Raw genomic sequence first — 23641 nt, forward strand, 5'->3', positions numbered from 1 at the left:
TTGGCAAAAATATATGTAGATTACATTGCCGTTATCACTTCGTGTTAGCGGCTATTTTTTTCATCGCCTAAAGAAGTATGGTTTATAATAGGATTAAGGCGCAATAGACTGGTTAATAGCGGGACAAGACGAAAAATAGAAAAGAGAATTTCTTGTTTTGTGTAAATGTTTTTTATAATATTTGACATGTTGACAGATTATGAAATGAAAGTGAGTGATCCATGTGGATCTAACGCAAATTCAAAACCCTAGTTTTTTGAAAGATATGTCTATCAGTGAACTAGAGGGATTGAGTGAGGATATTCGTAAGTTTTTAATTGAAGAGCTCTCTCAAACAGGTGGACATATTGCACCTAATTTAGGTGTAGTAGAACTCACAATTGCTCTGCACAAATTATTTGATAGCCCGCAAGATAAATTTTTATGGGATGTAGGACATCAATCCTATGTACATAAAATTTTAACTGGACGCGCGAAAGAGTTTGGCACATTAAGGCAATATCAAGGTCTATGTGGTTTCCCGAAACGTTGTGAGAGTGAGCACGATGTATGGGAAACTGGTCATAGCTCGACTTCGTTATCGGCTGCAATGGGAATGGCTCTGGCACGTGATTTAAAGAAAACGAAAGAATATGTTATACCAATTATTGGAGATGGTGCTTTAACAGGCGGAATGGCTTTAGAGGCATTGAACCATATTGGACATGAAAAAACAGACATGATTGTTATTTTGAATGATAATGAAATGTCAATTGCACCAAACGTTGGTGCGCTTCATAATGTGCTCGGTCGTTTACGTACCGCAGGAAAATATCACTGGGTAAAAGATGAATTAGAGTATATATTAAAGAAAATTCCAGCAGTTGGCGGGAAAGTGGCTGCGACAGCAGAGAAAATAAAAGATAGTCTTAAATATTTACTAGTATCTGGTGTCTTTTTCGAAGAGTTAGGCTTTACATATTTAGGTCCAGTCGATGGGCATGATTATGAAAAGTTATTCGAAACGTTGCAATATGCAAAGAAAACAAAAGGCCCAGTACTCGTTCACGTTATTACGAAAAAAGGAAAAGGTTATAAACCGGCTGAGAGTGACGTTATTGGAACTTGGCATGGAACAGGACCTTATAAAATTGAATCAGGTGACTTCGTTAAGCCGAAAGAAGTTGCACCAGCATGGAGTGCTGTCGTTAGTGAAACAGTACTTAAGCTAGCGAGAGCGGATGAGCGTATCGTAGCAATTACACCTGCAATGCCTGTTGGATCAAAACTTGAGAAATTCCAAAAAGAATTCCCAGATCGTATGATTGATGTAGGTATTGCAGAACAGCATGCTACAACAATGGCAGCAGGTATGGCAACGCAAGGAATGAAGCCATTCTTAGCGATTTATTCAACATTTTTACAAAGAGCATATGACCAAGTTGTTCATGATATATGCCGCCAAAATTTAAATGTTTTCATCGGAATAGATCGTTCGGGATTAGTAGGAGCAGATGGTGAAACGCATCAAGGCGTATTTGATATCTCATTCTTACGTCACTTGCCGAATATGGTGCTTATGATGCCGAAAGATGAAAATGAAGGGCAACATTTAGTTTATACGGCGATGCAATATGAAGATGGACCAATCGCATTGCGTTATGCGCGCGGTAATGGACTTGGCGTTCATATGGATGAAGAATTAAAGGCGATTCCAATCGGTACGTGGGAGACGTTAAAAGAGGGTACACAAGCAGCTATTTTAACGTTTGGTACGACAATACCAATGGCAATGGAAGCAGCTGAGCGTCTTGAAAAAGCTGGGGTTTCAGTGAAAGTAGTGAATGCTCGCTTTATTAAACCAATGGATGAAGCATATTTACATGATCTTCTAGGAAAGAATATACCGATTTTAACGATTGAAGAAGCTTGTTTAATCGGTGGTTTTGGAACAGGAGTAGTTGAATTTGCATCTGAAAATGGTTACCATAGTGCATTAGTTGAACGAATGGGTATTCCAGACCGCTTCATAGAGCACGGAAGTGTAACAAAATTATTAGAAGAAATTGGTTTAACGACAGATGCTGTTGTAGACCGTATTCATACAATGATTCCATCAAAACAAAAAAGGGCGTAACAAATGAGCGTAAAAAAAGAAAGAGTAGATGTACTATTAGTAGAGCGAGGACTTATAGAAACGCGTGAGAAAGCAAAGCGCGCCATTATGGCCGGACTCGTATATGCGAATGAGATGAGACTTGATAAGCCAGGAGAGAAAATCTCGCAAGATACTGAGATTACGGTGAAGGGACAAGTTATGCCGTATGTAAGTCGTGGTGGTTATAAACTTGAAAAGGCATTAGAGACATTTCATCTTGATTTACAAGATAAAGTTATGATAGATATTGGTTCATCAACTGGTGGCTTTACAGATTGCGCGCTTCAAAATGGAGCGAAATTATCTTATGCATTAGATGTAGGATACAATCAACTAGCGTGGAAATTACGTCAAGATGAGCGTGTTGTTGTAATGGAACGAACAAACTTCCGTTACGTGACACCAGCAGACTTAGAACGTGGTTTACCTCAATTTGCAAGTATTGATGTTTCATTTATATCATTAAAGCTTATACTGCCAGTTTTAAAAACAATGCTTATGCCTAACGGAGATGTAGCAGCGTTAATTAAACCGCAGTTTGAAGCTGGAAGAGAGCAAGTTGGGAAAAAAGGTATCGTTCGCGATAGAAAAGTACATGAAGCTGTTGTAGAAATGATTGTCGAGTTTGCTTTAAAACAAGGCTATGATGTGGAAGGTTTAACATTCTCACCAATTACGGGTGGGGATGGTAATATTGAATTTTTAATTCATCTGAAATGGCATGGTGAACGTGAGAATGGCGAAAATCATTCTCCGATTTCTATAGAGCAAGTTGTTACAGAAGCGCATGAAGTTCTAAAACAAAAAGGGAAAGGGGAATAACATATGTTGTTCCTCTTTTTGCTGTAATTGTATAATGATTGTAAAAACAATTGTGTACAAGAAACGAATTATAAGTTAACATAAATAAGTGAAGTATACCAATGTTTAAACTATGGTAAGAGATAGTGTGAGGTGCAAATGTATGAATAAAGGTCAGCGCCATATTAAAATCAGGGAAATTATTGCAAACAAAGAAATTGAAACACAAGATGAATTAGTTGATATTTTACGTAATGAGGGATTTAATGTAACGCAAGCAACAGTATCGCGCGATATTAAAGAACTGCACTTAGTGAAGGTGCCATTACATGATGGGCGCTATAAATATAGCTTGCCAGCAGATCAACGATTTAACCCGTTACAAAAATTAAAACGAAATCTAGTGGATTCATTTGTAAAATTAGACACGGCAGGACATATGCTTGTGCTAAAAACATTGCCTGGTAACGCTCATTCACTTGGAGCACTTATTGATCATTTAGAGTGGGATGAGATCATCGGAACCATCTGTGGTGATGATACTTGCTTAATTATTTGCCGTACACCTGACGATACAGGTGTTGTCTCTGATCGTTTCTTAAATATGTTGTAACAAAAAATCTTGTTTGCTTTCCATCGTAAAGTGGAAAGTGAACAAGATATTTTTATTGGTTAAAAATATGAATTTTCAATTGTAATATAATATTTTGTTTGCATAAAGTTAAAAAATAGATGGATTGACCCGTAAAACAAATGTTTGGTACAATGAAGCGGGTTAGAAGAGTATATACATACAAATATATAGCATGATTATTTGAATGAAGAACTGAGAAAATCCTTTAGTAAGGGATTATTTTATAACGAGGTGAATGGGGCATTGTTATCGGAATTATCGATTAGAAACTTTGCTATTATTGAAGCATTAAATATTTCTTTTCAAAAAGGTTTAACGGTTTTAAGCGGTGAAACAGGGGCCGGAAAATCGATTATTATTGATGCAATTAGTTTACTTGTAGGTGGCCGTGGGTCAGCAGAATTTGTTCGATATGGAACAGAGAAGGCTGAGATTGAAGGGCTATTTTATGTTGAAGATGAGAAGCATCCATGTATTGAAAAGGCAGAAGAGTTAGATATAGAAATAGAAGATGGCATGATTATTTTAAAGCGTGATATTGCTGCGAACGGGAAGAGTGTATGTCGTGTAAATGGGAAGCTTGTTACACTTAGCATATTAAAAGAAATTGGGAAAACACTTGTTGATATTCATGGACAGCACGAAACGCAAGATTTAATGAATGAAGAACGACATCTGTTTATGCTTGATCACTTTGATGGGGATCGAATCGTTAAACAATTAGACATATATCAAAACGTATACGCTGACTATGAAAAATTAAAAAAACAATTGAAATCGTTAAGTGAAAATGAGCAACAAATGGCACATCGCTTAGATTTAATTCAATTTCAGCATGAAGAAATTCGCAAGGCGGATTTAAAGATGGATGAAGAAAATGAATTAACTGAGGAACGATTGCAAATTTCTAATTTTGAAAAGATTTATAAAGCGTTAGGTGATGCATATCGTTCGTTAAGTGCCGACGGACAAGGGTTAGATAATGTAAGAAGTGCAATGGGGCAAATGGAAAGTATTACACATTTAGATGAAGTGTATCAGGAGAATCATGATTCAATTGCAAATAGCTATTACTTATTAGAAGAGGTTGCCTATCAACTGAGAGAAAAGCTCGATATGATGGAATATGATCCAAATCGTTTAGATGAAATCGAAACACGTTTGAATGAAATTCGTATGCTAAAGAGAAAATATGGAAATACTGTAGAAGAGATTTTAGCGTATGCTGATAAAATTGAACAGGAAATTTTTACGATTGAAAATAAAGACGTTCATATTGAAACGACGAAGAAACAGTTGAAGGAATTAGAAAGTGTTATTCTGAAAGAAGCAACGTTGTTAAGTAATATGCGTCATGAGCTTGCAGAACACCTTACAAATGCAATTCATCAGGAATTAAAAGAATTATATATGGAAAAAACGAAATTTGAAGTGAGAATTATGAAGAGAGAAGGAAATGTAGAAGAGCCCCTTGTGGAAGGTGCGCCGGTAAGACTTACGGCGGATGGTTACGATCATGTGGAATTTTATATTTCAACGAACCCAGGAGAGCCGCTAAAACCACTTTCAAAGGTTGCATCTGGCGGAGAGTTATCTCGTATCATTTTAGCTTTAAAAAGCATTTTTTCTAAGCATCAAGGGGTTGCATCTGTTATTTTTGATGAAGTGGATACGGGTGTAAGTGGCCGGGTCGCACAGGCTATTGCGGAAAAAATTTATCGAGTATCAGTAAACTCGCAAGTACTTTGTATTACGCACTTACCTCAAGTAGCTTCAATGGCAGATTCACATTTATTTATTCGAAAACAAGTAGCGAATGATCGGACAATTACATCGGTTACTGTTTTAACTATGGAGGATAAAGTAACAGAAATAGCTCGAATGATTTCTGGTGTGGAAATCACAGATTTAACGACAGAGCATGCGAAAGAATTACTTACGCAAGCGCATCATTTTAAACAGACAGCAGAGGCTATCCAGTAATGGATAGCTTTTTTTCTCAAATGACGATTTCTTAATTCTTCCGGTTATAAATAAAGCACTGCAAGGAGAGATTAAAAAGTGAAGCCAAGAGGCTGAATGTGGGGTAGGAGCGAGGAGAGTGAACAAGTTGAAATTAGAAAAATTTCGAAAAATAATAGGTCTTTGTCTCCTTGTTTCTTTAGTTTTTATTGGATGTTTTAAACCGCTTCGAACGTTTATTTCATCACCGAAACAACTTGTTGTTTTTGAAGGACAACAATCAGAAATATCATCATTACCAGTTTTCAAAGCTTCATCCACAAATCGTCATGTATTTACAGTGAGTTCGAATGAACAAAAACAAGGACTTATGGTAAATTCTCATCAAAATGGTGAAGCTGATATGGTATTTCAGCTTGCTGGTTTTCCAGTAAAAAAAGTAAATGTGAAAGTGTTAAAAGATTTTAAAGTGATTCCAGGTGGACAATCAATTGGTGTGAAATTAAATACAAAAGGTGTACTTGTTGTAGGCCATCATTTAATTCAAACTGAAAAAGGTAAAATATCTCCTGGTGAAACAGCAGGTGTACAAATTGGAGATATGATTACTGAAATTAATGGTAAAACAATTGAAAGAATGAGTGATGTAGCACCGTTTATTCATAATAGTGGAGAAACAGGTGAACCGCTTAATCTTGTATTGTTAAGAGATGGAAAATATATTCGTACGAAGCTAACTCCACAAAAAGACAACGGTGAATCGTCTTATCGAATTGGCTTGTATATCCGTGATTCGGCAGCTGGAATTGGAACGATGACATTTGTTCATCCAGATTCTATGAAATATGGGGCACTTGGTCATGTTATTTCTGATAATGATACGAAAAAGCCGATTCAAGTCGAAGATGGACAAATTATGCGCTCGACAGTTACATCAATTGAAAGAGGTAGTCATGGGAATCCAGGGGAGAAATTAGCAAGATTCTCACCAGACCGTGAAGTGATTGGCAATATTACAATTAATAGTCCATATGGTATTTTTGGAAAATTAAATACGAATATGAAAAACGGTATAATGGATAAAGCAATGCCTATCGCATTATCTCATCAAGTAAAAGAAGGACCGGCAAAAATATTAACAGTTATTGATCAAGATAAAGTAGAAGCGTTTGATATTGAAGTCGTTAGTACAGTGCAGCAAAAATTCCCAGCCACAAAGGGTATGGTAATAAAAGTAACAGATAAACGTCTATTAGCGAAAACGGGCGGTATCGTACAAGGAATGAGCGGAAGTCCAATTGTACAAAATGGAAAAGTAATTGGTGCTGTTACACATGTATTTGTAAATGATCCAACATCAGGATATGGTGTTCATATTGAATGGATGTTACATCAAGCTGGAATTAATATTTATGATCAAGAGAAAAAAGCGAGCTAATATATATTATTAGCTCGCTTTTTCTGTTGAAAAATTCGTTGAAATTTTGTAAAAGCTCCGCAAGAGGTGTTTTTTGTTGTAAAATAAAAGGAAAGGGTTGAACGTTTCGTTGTATTTCTATGATGGAATGTGTTGCGAAAGGGAATAAATGAACGATAAACATATTTTTTTGTGATTTTATCGGAAAGTAAGAAACTTTAAAAGGGAATTTTCACACAATTGTCGAACAATTCATGTAGCCTAGAAGGATACACATGTCGGAGAATCGATTCGGTAAGGGAGGAAAAGCTGTGGAGAAAATTAAAGTATGTCTTGTGGATGATAATAAAGAACTAGTATCAATGTTAGAGAGCTATGTAGCCGCTCAAGATGATATGGAAGTAATCGGTACTGCTTATAATGGTCAAGAGTGTTTAAACTTATTAACAGATAAGCAACCTGATGTACTCGTTTTAGACATTATTATGCCACACTTAGATGGTTTAGCTGTATTGGAGAAAATGCGACATATTGAAAGGTTAAAACAGCCTAGCGTAATTATGTTGACAGCATTTGGCCAAGAAGATGTGACGAAAAAAGCAGTTGACTTAGGTGCCTCATATTTCATATTAAAACCATTTGATATGGAGAATTTAACGAGTCATATTCGTCAAGTGAGTGGTAAAGCAAACGCTATGATTAAACGTCCACTACCATCATTCCGATCAGCAACAACAGTAGATGGAAAACCGAAAAACTTAGATGCGAGTATTACGAGTATCATTCATGAAATTGGTGTACCCGCTCATATTAAAGGATATATGTATTTACGAGAAGCAATCTCCATGGTATACAACGATATCGAATTATTAGGATCGATTACGAAAGTATTGTATCCAGATATCGCAAAGAAATATAATACAACAGCAAGCCGTGTGGAGCGCGCAATTCGTCACGCGATTGAAGTAGCTTGGAGCCGTGGGAATATTGATTCTATTTCGTCCTTATTCGGTTATACAGTATCCATGTCAAAAGCAAAACCTACGAACTCTGAGTTTATCGCAATGGTTGCGGATAAGCTGAGACTTGAACATAAAGCTAGCTGAGAGTAGAAGTAGCAATGGGTTTTCGTTTTAGTAAAACCGATGTATGCTGGAACGCTATGCTCGATGTTAATTTTAAAGCCAATAAACTTTTTAATGAAAGACCAATGAATGTTATAATTCGTTGGTCTTTTTATTTTGTTGAGAAAAAGAGATTATTTGATATCATGGGAAATAAAACCTATTTTTAGTAATATTACATGTAAGTGAGTTTTTTATAAGGCAATAAAATAGATATAGATAGGGAGAAGGGGAATGGAAAATAAAATTTCAACTTGGCTAGGAATAGTAGCAGCTATGGGAGTTCTTGCTATTGCAGTTACATTTGGAATGTTAGAACTTGCAGATAATCCAGTAGATAAAGAAGTGAGCGCTCAAATAGATAAAAAAGAAGACCAAACAATAGTAGGTAGAGAGGTGGATGGGGTCTTTGTTGATGTGTATGTTACTGAAAATTCTACTGAAAGCGAAGTCATTACAGCGATGCATCGCATGACTCATCAAAAAGTGGTGGCAGAACGAAAATCGGGCTCTATCCCAATGATTCAAAGTAATGCTAAAAAATTAAAAGAAATTATAAATAAGAGTAGCTTTACGAAGAAAAATGAACTTTTAGCAATTGCTGATAGATGGGCGGAAAAAGATTTTAGTAAAATTGTAGAAGATCACAATTATTTCTCGGATGCTCAAGAAGATAGCGTTTGTAAAGTAACTAGAGCAATGGATGCGTTAGAAGAGCAACATTATATTTTAACTACATTCGGGGAGGAAAAAGCGAAAGAACTATACGAATCAGGGGATGCTCCGCACGTTCAATAAAAAATAATATAAAGGACTTCTCTAGTTTTTTATTATCGTGTTTTAAGGACGTAATGGGACTTATAAATAAATGGTCTGCTTTCTTTATGACGTGTAACAAAAAAGAAAAGATGTGATTCATTATTAAATGATGAAGGAACGGCTAAATCACATCGTAGTACATCTGTTAAAGGATTTTAGTAGGAAAGGCATCCGTGATATAATAGAAAATAATAAAAAGTCCTGCAAAACAGGACTGTATTATTCTTCGTCTTTATTTTGTTTTTCTAATTCAACTAGCTTTTGAATTAAAATGTGCTGCGGCATATGCATGAGTTGTTCAAGTGGAACACCTAGTGCTTTTGATAAGCGGACTGCAGTATCTGGAGAGATTTGTAATGGTCTCATAGAAGTACCTCCTTTTTCGTATAGTATAGCATAAGATTGGGGGAGTGAGGATGACTCTTATATTTGCACATCGTGGTGCGGCTGGAACGTACCCAGAAAATACAATGATTTCATTTGAAGCGGCTGAGTCTTTTAGAGCGGATGGAATTGAACTTGATGTTCAATTAACGAAAGACGGAAAAGTTGTCGTCATTCATGATGAAACGGTGGACCGGACAACAAATGGAAAAGGTGCGGTTCGGAATTATGTATATGAGGACTTATGCAAGTTAGATGCAAGTTATAAATTTGGTGATAAAGTAGGTTTTTGTAAAATACCACTTTTAGAAGAGGTATTAGAATGGCTTGCACAAACGAGTTTGCTACTTAATATTGAACTTAAAAATAATAAAATTCCATACAGAGGTTTAGAGGAAGAAGTTATAACGCTTGTACGGAAATTTAGTCTAGAGGATCGTGTTATATTTTCTTCGTTTAATCACTACAGTATGAAACGGTGCCATATGATGGCTCCTGATATTCAAACAGCAATTTTATATCGCGAAGGTTTGCATAGTCCGTGGGCATACGCGAAAAAAATGGGGGCTACAGCAGTACATCCGAATTATCGTTACCTTCAAGATGCTATTGCCGAACTAACGATGGAAAGTGGTGTAGAGGTTCGCCCTTATACAATTAATGAAGAAACGCTTATGCGTAAATATTTTGATATGAATATATCGGCGATTATTACTGATTACCCTGAAACGGCCAGAACGTTAATGCCAATAAAAAAATGAGACCGCGTGTAACGGTCTCATTTTTTTATTTATAAATAGTGGGGCATTCCTATCTTCTAAAGCGAGCTTGTACTTTATTTCGTTTACGGTCTCGGTGCAAGACGAAGCCACCGAAGATATAAAACCCGAGCCCGAAGCAGAGAGCGCCGATTAAAAATTGTAACCACAGTATAGAGATTGGTGGAAATAGAATCCCGAATACAGTATCTCTCATTAACTTTATACCAAACACAGCTAATGAAATAGGGATGAGTGCTAATAGTAGAGCAACGTAACGCTGCATACATAACTCTCCTTTTCAGATTATTTCGTATATTTTAATGATGTTATAAGGAAAGGGGGTTTGTCAAGAGGGTGCTGAACGAGTAAGATAAAGGTGTGAAAAAATTTGCAGAGTTACTTCGAGAGGAAGTGGGATATATGAAACAAAAAGTATTAATTGTTGGTGCAGGTGAAGGCGGGAGCGCACTGCTGAATCTGTTACAAAGTTCGAATATATTTCAAATTATAGGGATTATTGATATAAATCCGTTGGCAAAAGGACTACAAATTGCTAAGGAATACGGGATTGCAATTGGAGAAAGTGTAACTCCATTTCTTTCTATGCATATCGATGTAATATTTGATATGACAGGTGAAGATGATGTGCATAAGGTTTTATTGGAAAAAAAGAAAAAAGACACTCTTCTTATACCAGGTGATATCGCAAAAATTGTTACAGGATTAGCGCATGAGAAGGAAGGGCTGATTGGGCGATTAGAGGAACAAACGCAACAAGGAGAATTAATTTTAAATTCTACACATGACGGCATGATCGTAATTGATCGAGAGGGACAAGTTCGTCTTTTTAATAAAAGTGCAGAGCGTATTATCGGATATAAAAAAGAAGAGGCGATAGGAAAATATATTTTAGAAGTCATTCCAACTAGTAAATTACTTCGCATTATACGTACGAAACAAATAGAAGTAAATTATGAACTAACATTAGAGAATGGAAAGAAAATTATTACAACGCGTATACCGATATTAAAAGAGGGCGGAGAGGTACAAGGGGCATTTGCAATTTTTAAAGATATAACAGAAGTTGTAGATTTAGCGGAAGAAGTTACAGATTTAAAGGAGATTCAAACACTATTAGAGGCAATTATTAACTCATCTGAAGAAGCAATTTCGGTTGTGGATGAAAAAGGAAGAGGTTTAGTCATTAACCCGGCATATACGAAATTAACGGGTTTAACAGAAGAAGATATTATTGGGAAGCCTGCTACAACTGATATTGTAGAAGGCGAAAGTATGCATATGAAAGTACTTCGAACGCGTCGTGCGGTGCGCGGAATACATATGAAGATTGGGCAAAAAAAGCGCGATGTAATTGTAAACGTGGCACCAGTCATTGTGGATGGAATATTGAAAGGAAGCGTCGGCGTTATCCGTGACGTGTCGGAAATTCAAAAGTTAACAAATGAATTGAATAGAGCAAGGCAAATTATTCGCACATTAGAAGCGAAATATTCATTTGATGATATTGTCGGGAATTCAGATGAAACAACGGCAGCTATCGAACAGGCGAAGCTAGGAGCAAATACACCAGCAACAGTGCTGTTACGCGGTGAATCTGGGACTGGTAAAGAATTGTTTGCACATGCAATCCATAATGGAAGTAATCGAAAATACAATAAGTTCGTCCGTGTAAACTGTGCGGCCATTTCGGAGACGTTGTTAGAAAGTGAATTATTTGGTTATGAGGAAGGGGCGTTTTCTGGAGCGAAAAGAGGCGGGAAACGTGGGTTCTTTGAGGAAGCAAATAACGGTAGTATTTTTTTAGATGAAATAGGGGAGTTATCTGCAAATACACAAGCGAAACTCCTTCGTGTACTGCAGGAAAAAGAAATTGTAAAAGTTGGTGGAACGAAAGCGATACCTATTAATGTTCGAGTAATTGCAGCGACGCATGTGAATTTAGAAAAGGCTATTCTAGAAGGGAAGTTTAGGGAGGATTTATATTATCGATTAAATAAAATCCCAATTCAAATTCCATCTCTTCGTCAACGTAAAGGAGATATACCGACAATTGCGGACAGATTGATTCAAAAAATTAATCAAGATTACGGTCGTAATGTAGAAGGGCTCACTGATTCAGCCATTTTATATTTACAATCATACGAATGGCCAGGGAATGTGAGGGAACTTGAAAATATTCTGGGAAGAGCTATTATCTTTATGAATTATAACGAGACCTATATTGATGTACACCATTTACCGCCATTACATAACGAAGAGCAGGTGGAGTCAAAGCAATCTCATTTATTACCTGAATTAGAAGAAAAGCCACTTGAACATTTAGTGACAGAGTTTGAAGGGAATATTATTCATGAATATTTGGAGAGATTTGATGGGAATAAAACGCAAACTGCAAAAGCGTTAGGAATTTCCGTTCGAAATTTATATTACAAGCTAGAAAAGTATGACCATGCAAAAAATAGCATGCAATAAATTGCGTACCGTGCAATTTATTGCATGGTATACAAAAAGTGACAAAATAAGACAGAATCTTTTGTTATTTTCCAAAGTATTGATTTTACTGCATTTTGAATGCGTTTTCATTATTGGTAAGACCACTTTTAAAAGTTGGCACGGTATTTGCTTTATAAATAGACGAGGGACGACGGAAAGGGTTGATTACAAAATATGAAGTTAGAATACTTAATTGATCAAGCAGCAGGGCAGCCTAAAAAAACTGTAGCTGTAGCAGTAGCTGAAGATCATGAAGTAATTGAAGCTGTAGCGAAAGCAATTAAATTACAGTTAGCTCAATTTCGTCTATATGGAAATCAAGAAAAAATAATGGGGATGCTACAAGAACATGGTTTACAAACTTCAGAACATGTTCAAGTGATTGCAGCAATGTCTAGTGCAGAGGCTGCAGAACTTTCTGTTAAAGCTGTGAGAAATGGTGAAGCAGACGTGCTTATGAAGGGGAACATCCCAACAGCGAATATTTTGAAGGCTGTGTTAAACAAAGAGTGGGGCCTACGTAAAGGTAGCGTACTTTCACATGTAGCAGCATTTGAAGTTCCAAATTACGATCGTCTTATTTTCGTTACAGATGCAGCGATGAACATCGCACCTGATGTAACACAAAAAGCTGCTATTATACAAAATACTGTAGAAGTTGCCCGGGCAATAGGAATCGACTTGCCAAAAGTGGCACCAATTGCAGCAGTAGAAGTTGTGAATCCAGCGATGCAGGCGACAATTGATGCAGCGATGTTAACACAAATGAATCGCCGCGGACAAATTAAAGATTGTATCGTTGATGGACCACTTGCTTTAGATAATGCAGTATCACAAATTGCAGCAGAGCATAAAGGCATAGTAAGTGATGTAGCAGGTAAGGCAGATATTTTACTCGTCCCAACGATTGAAGCTGGAAATGTGCTATATAAATCACTCGTATACTTTGCGGATGCAAAAGTAGGAGCAATGATTGCTGGCGCAAAAGCACCGATCGTTTTAACATCTCGTGCTGATTCAGCAGAAACAAAAGTATATTCATTAGCATTGGCAGTTGCGACTGCTTCAAAATAAACCAAAAAGGGTAAAACATTAGGGGGAAACGACAATGACATTAGAAATCTTCGAATACTTAGAAAAATATGATTATGAGCAAGTAGTATTTTGTCAAGATAAAGAATCTGGTTTAAAAGCAATTATTGCAATTCATGATACAACACTTGGACCGGCTCTTGGTGGAACAAGAATGTGGACATATGATTCTGAAGAAGCGGCGATTGAAGATGCATTGCGTCTTGCAAAAGGGATGACATACAAAAACGCAGCAGCTGGTTTAAACTTAGGTGGTGCGAAAACAGTAATTATCGGTGATCCTCGTAAAGATAAGAGCGAAGCAATGTTCCGTGCACTAGGACGTTATATCCAAGGACTAAACGGACGTTACATTACAGCTGAAGATGTTGGTACAACAGTAGATGATATGGATATTATCCATGAAGAAACTGACTTTGTAACAGGTATCTCACCATCATTCGGTTCTTCTGGTAACCCATCTCCGGTAACTGCATACGGTGTTTACCGTGGTATGAAAGCAGCTGCAAAAGAAGCTTTCGGTACTGACAATTTAGAAGGAAAAGTAATTGCTGTTCAAGGCGTTGGTAACGTAGCATATCACCTATGCAAACATTTACACGCTGAAGGAGCAAAATTAATCGTTACAGATATTAATAAAGAAGCTGTACAACGTGCTGTAGAAGAATTCGGTGCATCAGCAGTTGAACCAAATGAAATTTACGGTGTTGAATGCGATATTTACGCACCATGTGCACTAGGCGCAACAGTTAATGATGAAACTATTCCACAACTTAAAGCAAAAGTAATCGCAGGTTCTGCAAATAACCAATTAAAAGAAGATCGTCATGGTGACATCATTCATGAAATGGGTATTGTATACGCACCAGATTATGTAATTAATGCAGGTGGCGTAATTAACGTAGCAGACGAATTATATGGATACAATAGAGAACGTGCACTAAAACGTGTTGAGTCTATTTATGACACGATTGCAAAAGTAATCGAAATTTCAAAACGCGATGGCATAGCAACTTATGTAGCCGCAGATCGTCTAGCTGAAGAGCGCATTGCAAGCTTGAAGAATTCTCGTAGCACTTACTTACGCAACGGTCACGATATTATTAGCCGTCGCTAATCATTCATATATAACTTTTACAAAAGGTGTGGTTACCTCTTATGAGGTTTCCACTTCCTTTTGAATTTATTAGTGGAGGTAGCAACATTGTCTGTAAATCGAATTCTTGTTATTAACCCAGGTAGTACATCCACAAAAATTGGTGTTTTTGATAATGAAAGACCCGTTCTAGAAGAAACGATTCGTCATGACGTAGAACAGATTGGAAAATATAAGAGAATTATCGACCAATATGAGTTTCGAAAAGAAACGATTTTAGAAGTTCTACATTCTCATGGTATTAACATTTCAAAATTAAACGCTGTTTGTGGGCGTGGTGGATTACTTCGTCCAATCGAAGGCGGTACGTATACAGTAAACGATGCGATGTTAGAAGATTTGAAAAATGGCTTTAGCGGTCATCACGCTTCAAACCTTGGAGGCATTTTAGCATATGAAATTGCTTCTGGATTAAACATTCCTGCATTCATTGTAGATCCTGTCGTTGTAGATGAGATGGAGCCGGTTGCTCGTATAAGTGGCATTGCTGGTATGGAACGCAAAAGTATCTTCCATGCATTAAATCAAAAAGCAGTTGCTCGTAAAGTAGCTGAACAGTTAAATCACAAATACGAGGATTTAAATTTATTAGTTACACATATGGGTGGCGGTATTACAGTTGGTGCTCATAAAAAAGGAAGAGTAATCGATGTGAATAACGGTTTAAACGGAGAAGGACCATTTAGTCCAGAGCGCGCTGGTACAGTACCAGTAGGGCAACTAGTAGAAATGTGTTTCTCTGGTGAGTATTACCGTGATGAAATGATTAAAAAACTTGTCGGACAAGGTGGACTTGTAAGTTTAATCGGTACAAATGATGCGATTAAAGTAGAGCAAATGGTTGAAAAAGGTGATCCTGAAGCAACTCTTATTTATAAAGCAATGGCATATCAAGTTGCAAAAGAGATTGGCGGAGCTAGCGCTGTACTTCACGGGAAAATCGATGCAATCGTATTAACTGGTGGACTGGCATACAGTAAAATTCTTGTCGATGAAATAAAAGAGCGAGTGGACTGGATTGCAGATGTTATCGTACATCCAGGCGAAGATGAGTTAGAAGCGTTAGCAGAAGGAGCACTTCGTGTATTACGTGAAGAAGAAGCTCCAAAAGAATACGTTGTACGTGAAAAAGAAACGGTAGCTAGGGGTTGAGATAATGGCAAAAGAATATGATTTAGTCATCGTTGGCGGCGGTACTGGTGGATATGTTGCTGCAATTCGTGCATCACAACTAGGGTTAAAAACTGCACTAGTCGAAAAAGAAAATCTTGGTGGTACTTGTTTACACAAAGGATGTATTCCTAGTAAAGCTCTTTTACGTAGTGCGGAAGTATATGCAACTGCTAAAAAAAGCGAAGAGTTCGGAGTTATTGCAAGCAATGTAGAACTAAACTTTGCGAAAGTACAAGAGCGTAAAGAGAAGATAGTAACGCAGCTTCATAAAGGCGTTCAACATTTAATGAAACAAGGTAAAATTGATGTGTTTGAAGGTATTGGCCGTATTCTTGGCCCATCTATTTTCTCTCCGATGCCAGGGACAATTTCAGTTGAACTTGCAAGTGGAGAAGAGAATGAAATGTTAATTCCAAAAAATGTACTTATTGCAACAGGTTCTCGTCCAAATTCATTACCAGGTTTAGAATTAGACGGAGAGTACGTAATGTCTTCAGATCATGCTCTAAAAATGGAAACGCTTCCTAGTTCGATTATTATCGTTGGTGGCGGTGTAATCGGTATTGAGTGGGCATCTATGCTTGCTGACTTCGGTGTAGAAGTTACAGTATTAGAGTATGCGAAAACGATATTACCACTAGAAGATCAAGACGTTTCAAAAGAAATGCAACGTCTATTCAAGAAAAAAGGTATTAAAGTGGTAACTGGTGCAAAAGTATTACCAGAAACATTGGTAAAAGATAATGGAGTAACAATCCAAGCTGAACACAACGGTGAAAATAAAGAATTTAAAGCAGAAAAAATGCTTGTATCTGTAGGAAGACAAGCGAATACGCAAAATATTGGCTTAGAGAATACAGATATCGTTGTGGAAAAAGGATACATTCAAACAAATGAGTTTTATCAAACGAAAGAATCGCATATTTACGCAATTGGAGATGTAATCGGTGGCCTGCAACTCGCTCACGTTGCTTCTCACGAAGGAATTGCTGCAGTAGAACATATTGCAGGGAAAGAAGTTACACCAATCGATTACTCTATGGTATCAAAATGCGTATATAGCAGTCCGGAAGTTGCTTCTGTCGGTTTAACAGAACAAGAAGCGAAAGAAAAAGGCTATAAGTTAAAAGTAGGTAAGTTCTCATTCCGCGCAATCGGAAAAGCACTTGTATACGGAGAATCAGATGGTTTCGTAAAACTTGTAGTTGATGAAGAGACAAATGACATTCTTGGTGTTCATATGATTGGACCGCATGTAACAGATATGATTTCTGAAGCGGGTCTTGCAAGAGTACTTGATGCAACACCTTGGGAAGTAGCACATACAATTCATCCGCATCCATCATTATCTGAGGCGATTGGTGAAGCAGCACTTGCTGTAGATGGAAGAGCGTTACACGCATAAAAATGTGGATTTAGGAGGTTATGAAAAATGGCAGAAGTAAAAGAAAAGCGCCATGAAGAGCTTGGCTTAAGTGATGAGCAAGTATTAGAAATGTTCCGTACGATGTTACTTGCACGTAAAATCGACGAACGTATGTGGTTATTAAACCGTGCTGGTAAAATTCCATTCGTAATTTCTTGTCAAGGACAAGAGGCTGCACAAGTTGGAGCGGCGTTCGCTCTTGATAGAGAGAAAGATTATGCATTACCATACTACCGTGATATGGGTGTTGTACTAGCATTTGGTATGACAGCTAAAGAGCTTATGTTGTCTGCTTTCGCGAAAGCTGGAGATCCAAACTCTGGTGGTCGTCAAATGCCTGGTCACTTCGGTCAAAAGAAAAATCGTATTGTTACAGGTTCATCTCCAGTAACAACGCAAGTACCACATGCAGTTGGTATTGCATTAGCTGGAAAAATGGAGAAGAAAGATTTAGTAACGTTCGTTACATTTGGAGAAGGTTCTTCAAACCAAGGTGACTTCCATGAAGGGGCAAACTTTGCTGGTGTACACAAACTACCTGTTATTTTTATGTGTGAAAATAACAAATATGCAATCTCTATTCCAGTTGAAAAACAATTAGCATGTAAAAACGTATCAGATCGTGCGATTGGTTACGGTATGCCTGGATATACAATAGACGGAAACGATCCGCTTGCAGTATATAAAGCTGTAAAAGAAGCAGCAGATCGCGGTCGCCGTGGTGAAGGCCCAACTTTAATTGAAACAGTATCATATCGTTTAACAGCACATTCTAGTGACGATGATGATCGTGTTTATCGTGATAAAGAGGAAGTAGAAGAAGCAAAGAAAAAAGATTCAATTATAACATTCGCGGCTTATTTAAAAGAAGCTGGTGTATTAACTGAGGAATCGGAAAAACAAATGTTAGACGAAATTATGCATATCGTAAATGAAGCAACAGAATATGCAGAAAATGCTCCGTATGCAGCACCTGAAGATGCATTGAAGCACGTATACGCAGAATAGGGGGGAACGTTTCATGGCTGTAATGTCTTATATTGATGCTATTACATTAGCAATGCGCGAAGAAATGGAACGCGATGAGAAAGTATTCGTTTTAGGAGAAGATGTTGGTAAAAAAGGTGGCGTGTTTAAAGCGACACACGGTTTGTATGATCAATTTGGTGAAGATCGTGCGCTTGATGCACCGCTTGCAGAATCTGCAATTGCTGGGGTAGCAATTGGTGCGGCAATGTATGGTATGCGTCCAATCGCTGAAATGCAGTTTGCTGATTTCATCATGCCAGCAGTAAACCAAATTGTTTCTGAGGCAGCAAAAATTCGTTATCGTTCTAATAATGATTGGACTTGTCCAGTTACAATTCGTGCACCATTTGGCGGGGGTGTTCACGGTGCATTGTATCATTCACAATCTGTAGAAGCGATGTTTGCAAACCAACCAGGTTTAAAAATCGTTATCCCTTCTACACCATATGATGCAAAAGGCTTATTAAAAGCAGCCATTCGTGATGAAGATCCAGTATTATTCTTCGAACATAAACGTGCATATCGTTTAATTAAAGGTGAAGTGCCGGAGGATGACTACGTATTACCAATCGGAAAAGCAGATGTAAAACGTGAAGGTGATGATATTACAGTTATCACGTACGGATTATGTGTTCATTTTGCTCTTCAAGCGGCTGAAAAGTTAGCACAAGATGGCATCTCTGCACACATTCTTGATTTACGTACTGTATATCCATTAGATAAAGAAGCAATCATTGAAGCAGCTTCTAAAACAGGTAAAGTTCTTCTTGTAACAGAAGACAATAAAGAAGGAAGCATTATGAGTGAAGTGGCAGCAATTATTGCTGAAAACTGTCTATTTGATTTAGATGCGCCAATCGCACGTCTTGCAGGTCCAGACGTTCCAGCAATGCCATATGCACCAACAATGGAAAAATTCTTTATGGTAAATCCAGATAAAGTTGAAAAAGCAATGCGTGAACTTGCGGAATTTTAATCGGGGGGACTATACATGGCTGTAGAAAATATTACAATGCCTCAGCTCGGGGAGAGCGTTACAGAGGGCACAATTAGTAAATGGCTCGTTAATGTTGGCGATCACGTAAACAAGTATGATCCGCTTGCAGAAGTAATGACTGATAAAGTAAATGCTGAAGTACCATCTTCTTTCACGGGGATTGTAAAAGAGTTAATCGCTGGTGAAGGTGATACGTTAGCTGTAGGTGAAGTAGTTTGTGTGATTCAAGTAGAAGGCGCAGATGAAGTAGCAGCAACAGCTGTTGAAGAAAAAACGAAAGAAGAACCAAAGGCAGAAGTAGCTACGTCTGAAAAAGCACCGAAAGTAAAACAACCAACTGATGGAAAACCACGTTTTTCACCAGCTGTGTTAAAACTTGCGGGTGAGCATAACGTTGATTTAGATCTAGTAGAAGGTACGGGAGCAAACGGCCGTATCACTCGTAAAGATATTTTAAAGCTAGTGGAATCTGGAAATATTCCGCAAGCAGGTGCAGCGAAGAAAGAGGAAGCTGTAGCGGCAGTAGTAGAAGCTCGCCCAGAAGCACCAAAAGCAGCACCAGTAGCGCAAAAAGTAGAAGCTGCGAAACCAGTTTCTGTACCTACAATGCCTGGAGATATCGAAATTCCAGTAACAGGTGTGCGTAAAGCGATCGCAGCAAACATGTTACGTAGTAAACATGAAGCACCACATGCTTGGATGATGATTGAAGTAGATGTGACAAACCTTGTGTCATACCGTAACTCAATTAAAGGTGACTTTAAGAAGCGTGAAGGCTTTAACTTAACGTTCTTTGCTTTCTTCGTAAAAGCAGTAGCACAAGCGTTAAAAGAGTATCCTCAAATTAATTCAATGTGGGCTGGCGATAAAATTGTTCAGAAGAAAGATATTAACCTTTCTATCGCTGTTGCAACAGAGGAAGAACTATTTGTACCAGTAATTAAGCAAGCGGACGAGAAAACAATTAAAGGTATCGCTCGTGAAATTACAGAACTTGCAGGAAAAGTACGTACGAAATCGTTAAAAGCAGACGAAATGCAAGGTGGAACATTTACAATTAATAACACAGGATCATTCGGTTCTGTTCAATCTATGGGTATTATTAATTACCCGCAAGCGGCTATTTTACAAGTTGAATCAATTGTAAAGCGCCCAGTAATTATGGATAATGGTATGTTCGGTGCTCGTGACATGGTTAACTTATGTTTATCACTTGATCACCGAGTACTTGATGGTTTAATTTGTGGTAAGTTCTTAGGGCGTGTTAAAGAAATTTTAGAAAACATGTCAGAAAATAATACATCTGTATATTAATAAAAAGCTCGCTTATGCGAGCTTTTTATTATCTTATTTCTTCATCTACATCCTACTATATGTATAAATATCTTTCCCAGTAATCTTACAATAAACGATTATGTATTAGGAATTTACGAAAATACATTGCTGATATATGGTATATGGATATAAAATAAGAAAAGAATAATTTTTTGGCAAATCTTACTGATGAAACTGTAGTATAATATATTGTATTGTATGAAAAAGAGAGTTATTCTATATAAGTGTTTTATAGATAATGTGTAATCAGTCGTCAAAACATGAAGAATGTTGACTCCTGGTTTTTTATTTTTGCCGTAACAATGTTTCAGGAGGATGTCATGAAAAGAAGTACCGAGTTTCTAAAAAGTTTAGATGTAAAATTAATTTTAATTTTGTGTGCACTATGTGTGACGAGTATAGCTGCTATATATAGCAGTCAGCAAACGGGACAGTATGGAGCTGCAAACTTTGCTATGAAACAAGGTGTTAACTACATAATTGGGGTTGTATTGTTACTTCTTGTTGCAAGCATTGATTTAGATCAGTTACAAAAATTATCTTGGCCGCTTTATATTGCTGGGTTTGCTTCACTTATTCTTTTGAAAGTATTACCACCATCAGGTTTTACACCTGAAAAATTAGGTGCAAAAAGATGGTTTGTTTTCCCAGTATTTGGACAAATTCAGCCGTCTGAGTTTTTCAAAATTGCATTGCTACTTGTAGTAGCGAGTATAGCAGTAAAACATAATGCACAGTATATGGCAAGGACATTCCAAACAGATTTAAAGCTAGTAGGTAAAATTATGCTAGTGTCACTTCCACCTATGGCGGTTGTATATAGTCAACCTGATACAGGTATGGTGTTCTTATATGCTGCTGCTATTGCATGTATTCTATTTATGTCAGGTATTCAAAAGAAATTGATAGCATTATGTACAGTTATTCCGTTGACCATATTATCTGCTTTAATATTTATTTTCTTTAAGTATCAAGATTTTTTCTATAATAATTTAGTTACTTTACTAAAACCTCACCAACAGTCGCGTATTGTAGGTTGGTTAAATCCATTTGAAAATGCAGATCAAGGTTATCAAACGCAACAATCGATTTTAGCTGTAGGTAGTGGAGGAATGGAAGGTAAAGGGTTTGGGGGAGGAAGCGTCTATATCCCAGAGAAGCATACTGACTTTATTTTCGCTACAATTGCCGAAGAAGGTGGATTTATCGTAGCAGCCTTAGTTGTCTTCTTGTTCCTATTACTACTATATCGAACAATTATTATTGGTTATTCCGCTGATAATTTATTTGGTACATTATTATGCGCTGGATCGATCGGTATATTAACAGTTCAAATATTCCAAAACATCGGTATGATTGTTGGATTAATGCCTGTAAAAGGTATTGCATTACCTTTCTTATCGTATGGGGGAAGTTCCTTATTCTCGAATATGATTATGATGGGGCTCATACTATCGGTACGGAAAACGTATAAAAAATATATGTTTTCAGTTAAGTAAAAAAAGCTGGTTCGTTTTTAAACGAACCAGCTTTTTTTACATATATGCTCATAAACGTTGCAAACTAAAACAGGTTAGCAGTTTGAGACGGGTAAGGAGTGCAAAGTGATGCATATGCATATTTTTGAAGGAGCACGGCATCTTTCTAGTAGTGAATGGGTTATTCGGGCTATTATAGCATACATATTTTTAATATTAGTTGCGAAAGCGATGGGACAAAGGTCTATCGCACAACTTCGTTTTTTAGATGTTGTATTAGTGTTATTGCTTGGTGGGAATATTTCTAACGCATTGTCTGATGAAAAAGTAGGGTTACTGGGCTCGATGATTACAACGTTCATACTCGTTGTACTTCATATTATAAGCTCAGTTTTAATGCTGAAATGGGATAGATGGAGACGTTTTTTAGAGCCAGCACCTATCATTCTTATACATAATGGTTCCATTGATTTTAGCAATTTGAAAAAGGCGAGAATTACCGTGGAATATTTGTTTTCGGAACTTCGTATGCGAAATGTGAGCGATATTCAAACGATTAAATTAGCATTATGGGAAGCAAACGGTGTCGTTTCTATATTTCGGTATCCAGAATATGAAGCAGTTTCGCGGCTTGATCTTAAAGTGGCGGGAAAAAAATCTCCAGTTTCTTTTGTATTAGTAAAGGATGGGAGGATACAGAAAGATGTTCTTGCATTATTAGGAAAAACAGAAGCTTGGGCGAGAGAATTTCTAGAGGAGAGTACAGAAGTGGAATCTATTATGTTAGCTACAGTAGATGAATCACATAAAATAAATATTTTGTTAAAAAAATGAAAAATATACGCATTTTGTCGTTTCGAACATATGATACAATAGTGTGGACAACGAAAAAGGAGGCGATACGGTGGGATATGTAGAAGAATTACGAAAAATAGTTGGTCATCGCCCTTTAATTTTAGTTGGTGCTGTTGTACTCATTATAAATGAAAATGGATATGTTTTATTGCAGCAGCGGACAGAGCCGTACGGAAAATGGGGGCTACCTGGCGGGCTAATGGAGCTTAGTGAATCACCAGAAGAAACAGCTTATCGTGAAGTATATGAAGAGACAGGAATAAAAGTGAAGAACTTGCGACTAATCAATGTATTTTCTGGAGCGAACTACTTTACAAAATTAGCAAACGGTGATGAATTTCAATCTGTAACAACCGCCTATTATACAGATGAATACGAAGGGGATTTTGTTATGAATAAAGAAGAAGCAGTTCAGCTTAAATTCTTTTCAGTAACAGAACTACCTGACTATATTGTAGGATCGCATAAAAAAATGATTGCTGAATATATGAAGATTATGGAAAAAAAGATATAATCATAGTGAAAGAAATACAAAAACACAGTTCTG

At 37.2% G+C, this 23641-nt stretch carries 21 protein-coding genes; 19 read left to right on the forward strand and 2 right to left on the reverse strand.

Annotated elements, in window-relative coordinates:
• The first annotated feature begins 223 nt into the window (after positions 1–223).
• The 7 genes from dxs (at position 224) to IQ781_RS22255 (ending at position 8873) form a co-directional block, all read left to right on the forward strand.
• On the forward strand, positions 224–2116 hold the full coding sequence (dxs, locus tag IQ781_RS22225; protein WP_000366452.1) for a 1-deoxy-D-xylulose-5-phosphate synthase: 1893 nt from the start codon (positions 224–226) through the stop codon (positions 2114–2116).
• A gap of 3 nt (positions 2117–2119) precedes the next feature.
• Complete coding sequence (locus tag IQ781_RS22230) at positions 2120–2959, forward strand: TlyA family RNA methyltransferase (protein WP_139846704.1); 840 nt, start codon at positions 2120–2122, stop codon at positions 2957–2959.
• A gap of 142 nt (positions 2960–3101) precedes the next feature.
• On the forward strand, positions 3102–3551 hold the full coding sequence (gene argR, locus IQ781_RS22235; protein ID WP_001032580.1) for an arginine repressor ArgR: 450 nt from the start codon (positions 3102–3104) through the stop codon (positions 3549–3551).
• 264 nt (positions 3552–3815) lie between these two features.
• Positions 3816–5555 carry a DNA repair protein RecN gene (gene recN, locus IQ781_RS22240; protein ID WP_000947768.1) on the forward strand — a complete coding sequence of 580 codons (1740 nt, stop codon included), beginning with the start codon at positions 3816–3818 and terminating at the stop codon, positions 5553–5555.
• A gap of 118 nt (positions 5556–5673) precedes the next feature.
• Positions 5674–6972 (forward strand): SpoIVB peptidase, encoded by a 1299-nt coding sequence (gene spoIVB, locus IQ781_RS22245; protein WP_002000940.1) that lies wholly within the window; start codon positions 5674–5676, stop codon positions 6970–6972.
• 290 nt (positions 6973–7262) lie between these two features.
• Positions 7263–8057, forward strand: a complete 795-nt coding sequence (spo0A, locus tag IQ781_RS22250; RefSeq protein WP_011110369.1) for a sporulation transcription factor Spo0A — start codon at positions 7263–7265, stop codon at positions 8055–8057.
• 252 nt (positions 8058–8309) lie between these two features.
• Positions 8310–8873 carry a PRK06770 family protein gene (locus IQ781_RS22255; protein WP_139846705.1) on the forward strand — a complete coding sequence of 188 codons (564 nt, stop codon included), beginning with the start codon at positions 8310–8312 and terminating at the stop codon, positions 8871–8873.
• Positions 8874–9113: 240 nt separating this feature from the next.
• On the opposite strand, the gene IQ781_RS22260 is transcribed toward IQ781_RS22255, so the two are convergent.
• Positions 9114–9260, reverse strand: coding sequence for a YycC family protein (locus tag IQ781_RS22260; RefSeq protein WP_001247671.1), 147 nt, complete (start codon positions 9258–9260; stop codon positions 9114–9116).
• A 50-nt stretch (positions 9261–9310) separates the two neighbouring features.
• Here IQ781_RS22260 and IQ781_RS22265 point away from each other — a divergent pair, with 50 nt between their 5' ends.
• Positions 9311–10039: a glycerophosphodiester phosphodiesterase gene (locus tag IQ781_RS22265; protein ID WP_000172575.1), complete on the forward strand. Its 729-nt coding sequence runs from the start codon at positions 9311–9313 to the stop codon at positions 10037–10039.
• Positions 10040–10088: 49 nt separating this feature from the next.
• On the opposite strand, the gene IQ781_RS22270 is transcribed toward IQ781_RS22265, so the two are convergent.
• On the reverse strand, positions 10089–10322 hold the full coding sequence (locus tag IQ781_RS22270; protein ID WP_001190211.1) for a DUF2627 domain-containing protein: 234 nt from the start codon (positions 10320–10322) through the stop codon (positions 10089–10091).
• A 137-nt stretch (positions 10323–10459) separates the two neighbouring features.
• On the opposite strand from IQ781_RS22270, the gene IQ781_RS22275 reads away from it, so the two are divergent.
• The 11 genes from IQ781_RS22275 (at position 10460) to IQ781_RS22325 (ending at position 23608) form a co-directional block, all read left to right on the forward strand.
• The gene (locus IQ781_RS22275; protein ID WP_033666632.1) at positions 10460–12532 is read left to right on the forward strand and encodes a sigma-54 interaction domain-containing protein; all 2073 of its coding nucleotides are present in this window, start codon (positions 10460–10462) and stop codon (positions 12530–12532) included.
• Between the two features lie 195 nt (positions 12533–12727).
• The gene (yqiS, locus tag IQ781_RS22280; RefSeq protein WP_000764678.1) at positions 12728–13627 is read left to right on the forward strand and encodes a phosphate butyryltransferase; all 900 of its coding nucleotides are present in this window, start codon (positions 12728–12730) and stop codon (positions 13625–13627) included.
• Positions 13628–13661: 34 nt separating this feature from the next.
• Positions 13662–14762, forward strand: a complete 1101-nt coding sequence (locus IQ781_RS22285; RefSeq protein WP_000171355.1) for a leucine dehydrogenase — start codon at positions 13662–13664, stop codon at positions 14760–14762.
• A gap of 87 nt (positions 14763–14849) precedes the next feature.
• Positions 14850–15953, forward strand: a complete 1104-nt coding sequence (gene buk / locus IQ781_RS22290; protein WP_000115781.1) for a butyrate kinase — start codon at positions 14850–14852, stop codon at positions 15951–15953.
• 4 nt (positions 15954–15957) lie between these two features.
• A complete protein-coding gene (gene lpdA / locus IQ781_RS22295) occupies positions 15958–17379 on the forward strand; it encodes a dihydrolipoyl dehydrogenase (RefSeq protein WP_001051289.1) in 1422 nt (473 codons plus the stop codon).
• Positions 17380–17406: 27 nt separating this feature from the next.
• Positions 17407–18408, forward strand: coding sequence for a 3-methyl-2-oxobutanoate dehydrogenase subunit alpha (gene bfmBAA / locus IQ781_RS22300; protein WP_000852551.1), 1002 nt, complete (start codon positions 17407–17409; stop codon positions 18406–18408).
• A 13-nt stretch (positions 18409–18421) separates the two neighbouring features.
• On the forward strand, positions 18422–19405 hold the full coding sequence (gene bfmBAB, locus IQ781_RS22305; protein ID WP_000290071.1) for a 3-methyl-2-oxobutanoate dehydrogenase subunit beta: 984 nt from the start codon (positions 18422–18424) through the stop codon (positions 19403–19405).
• Between the two features lie 15 nt (positions 19406–19420).
• Positions 19421–20740 carry a dihydrolipoamide acetyltransferase family protein gene (locus tag IQ781_RS22310; RefSeq protein WP_000257660.1) on the forward strand — a complete coding sequence of 440 codons (1320 nt, stop codon included), beginning with the start codon at positions 19421–19423 and terminating at the stop codon, positions 20738–20740.
• Positions 20741–21081: 341 nt separating this feature from the next.
• Positions 21082–22260, forward strand: a complete 1179-nt coding sequence (locus IQ781_RS22315) for an FtsW/RodA/SpoVE family cell cycle protein (RefSeq protein ID WP_000831181.1) — start codon at positions 21082–21084, stop codon at positions 22258–22260.
• A 108-nt stretch (positions 22261–22368) separates the two neighbouring features.
• Positions 22369–23073, forward strand: a complete 705-nt coding sequence (locus tag IQ781_RS22320; protein WP_000550974.1) for a DUF421 domain-containing protein — start codon at positions 22369–22371, stop codon at positions 23071–23073.
• Between the two features lie 70 nt (positions 23074–23143).
• Entirely contained in the window at positions 23144–23608 is a 465-nt protein-coding gene (locus IQ781_RS22325) for an NUDIX hydrolase (RefSeq protein WP_000542536.1), read from the forward strand.
• Positions 23609–23641 lie beyond the last annotated feature (33 nt).

Source organism: Bacillus sp. N447-1, from assembly GCF_022701035.1.
In the GTDB taxonomy this organism is placed as follows: domain Bacteria; phylum Bacillota; class Bacilli; order Bacillales; family Bacillaceae_G; genus Bacillus_A; species Bacillus_A cereus.

What these genes read in the sequence shown, in the direction of transcription:
- IQ781_RS22315 (WP_000831181.1), top strand. Translation starts at nt 21,082, where the DNA reads ATGAAAAGAAGTACCGAGTTTCTAAAAAGTTTAGATGTAAAATTAATT.
- IQ781_RS22260 (WP_001247671.1), bottom strand. Translation starts at nt 9,260, where the DNA reads ATGAGACCATTACAAATCTCTCCAGATACTGCAGTCCGCTTATCAAAA.
- lpdA (WP_001051289.1), top strand. Translation starts at nt 15,958, where the DNA reads ATGGCAAAAGAATATGATTTAGTCATCGTTGGCGGCGGTACTGGTGGA.
- bfmBAA (WP_000852551.1), top strand. Translation starts at nt 17,407, where the DNA reads ATGGCAGAAGTAAAAGAAAAGCGCCATGAAGAGCTTGGCTTAAGTGAT.
- IQ781_RS22310 (WP_000257660.1), top strand. Translation starts at nt 19,421, where the DNA reads ATGGCTGTAGAAAATATTACAATGCCTCAGCTCGGGGAGAGCGTTACA.
- IQ781_RS22320 (WP_000550974.1), top strand. Translation starts at nt 22,369, where the DNA reads ATGCATATGCATATTTTTGAAGGAGCACGGCATCTTTCTAGTAGTGAA.
- IQ781_RS22275 (WP_033666632.1), top strand. Translation starts at nt 10,460, where the DNA reads ATGAAACAAAAAGTATTAATTGTTGGTGCAGGTGAAGGCGGGAGCGCA.
- IQ781_RS22255 (WP_139846705.1), top strand. Translation starts at nt 8,310, where the DNA reads ATGGAAAATAAAATTTCAACTTGGCTAGGAATAGTAGCAGCTATGGGA.
- IQ781_RS22285 (WP_000171355.1), top strand. Translation starts at nt 13,662, where the DNA reads ATGACATTAGAAATCTTCGAATACTTAGAAAAATATGATTATGAGCAA.
- IQ781_RS22270 (WP_001190211.1), bottom strand. Translation starts at nt 10,322, where the DNA reads ATGCAGCGTTACGTTGCTCTACTATTAGCACTCATCCCTATTTCATTA.
- yqiS (WP_000764678.1), top strand. Translation starts at nt 12,728, where the DNA reads ATGAAGTTAGAATACTTAATTGATCAAGCAGCAGGGCAGCCTAAAAAA.
- IQ781_RS22230 (WP_139846704.1), top strand. Translation starts at nt 2,120, where the DNA reads ATGAGCGTAAAAAAAGAAAGAGTAGATGTACTATTAGTAGAGCGAGGA.
- argR (WP_001032580.1), top strand. Translation starts at nt 3,102, where the DNA reads ATGAATAAAGGTCAGCGCCATATTAAAATCAGGGAAATTATTGCAAAC.
- IQ781_RS22265 (WP_000172575.1), top strand. Translation starts at nt 9,311, where the DNA reads ATGACTCTTATATTTGCACATCGTGGTGCGGCTGGAACGTACCCAGAA.
- bfmBAB (WP_000290071.1), top strand. Translation starts at nt 18,422, where the DNA reads ATGGCTGTAATGTCTTATATTGATGCTATTACATTAGCAATGCGCGAA.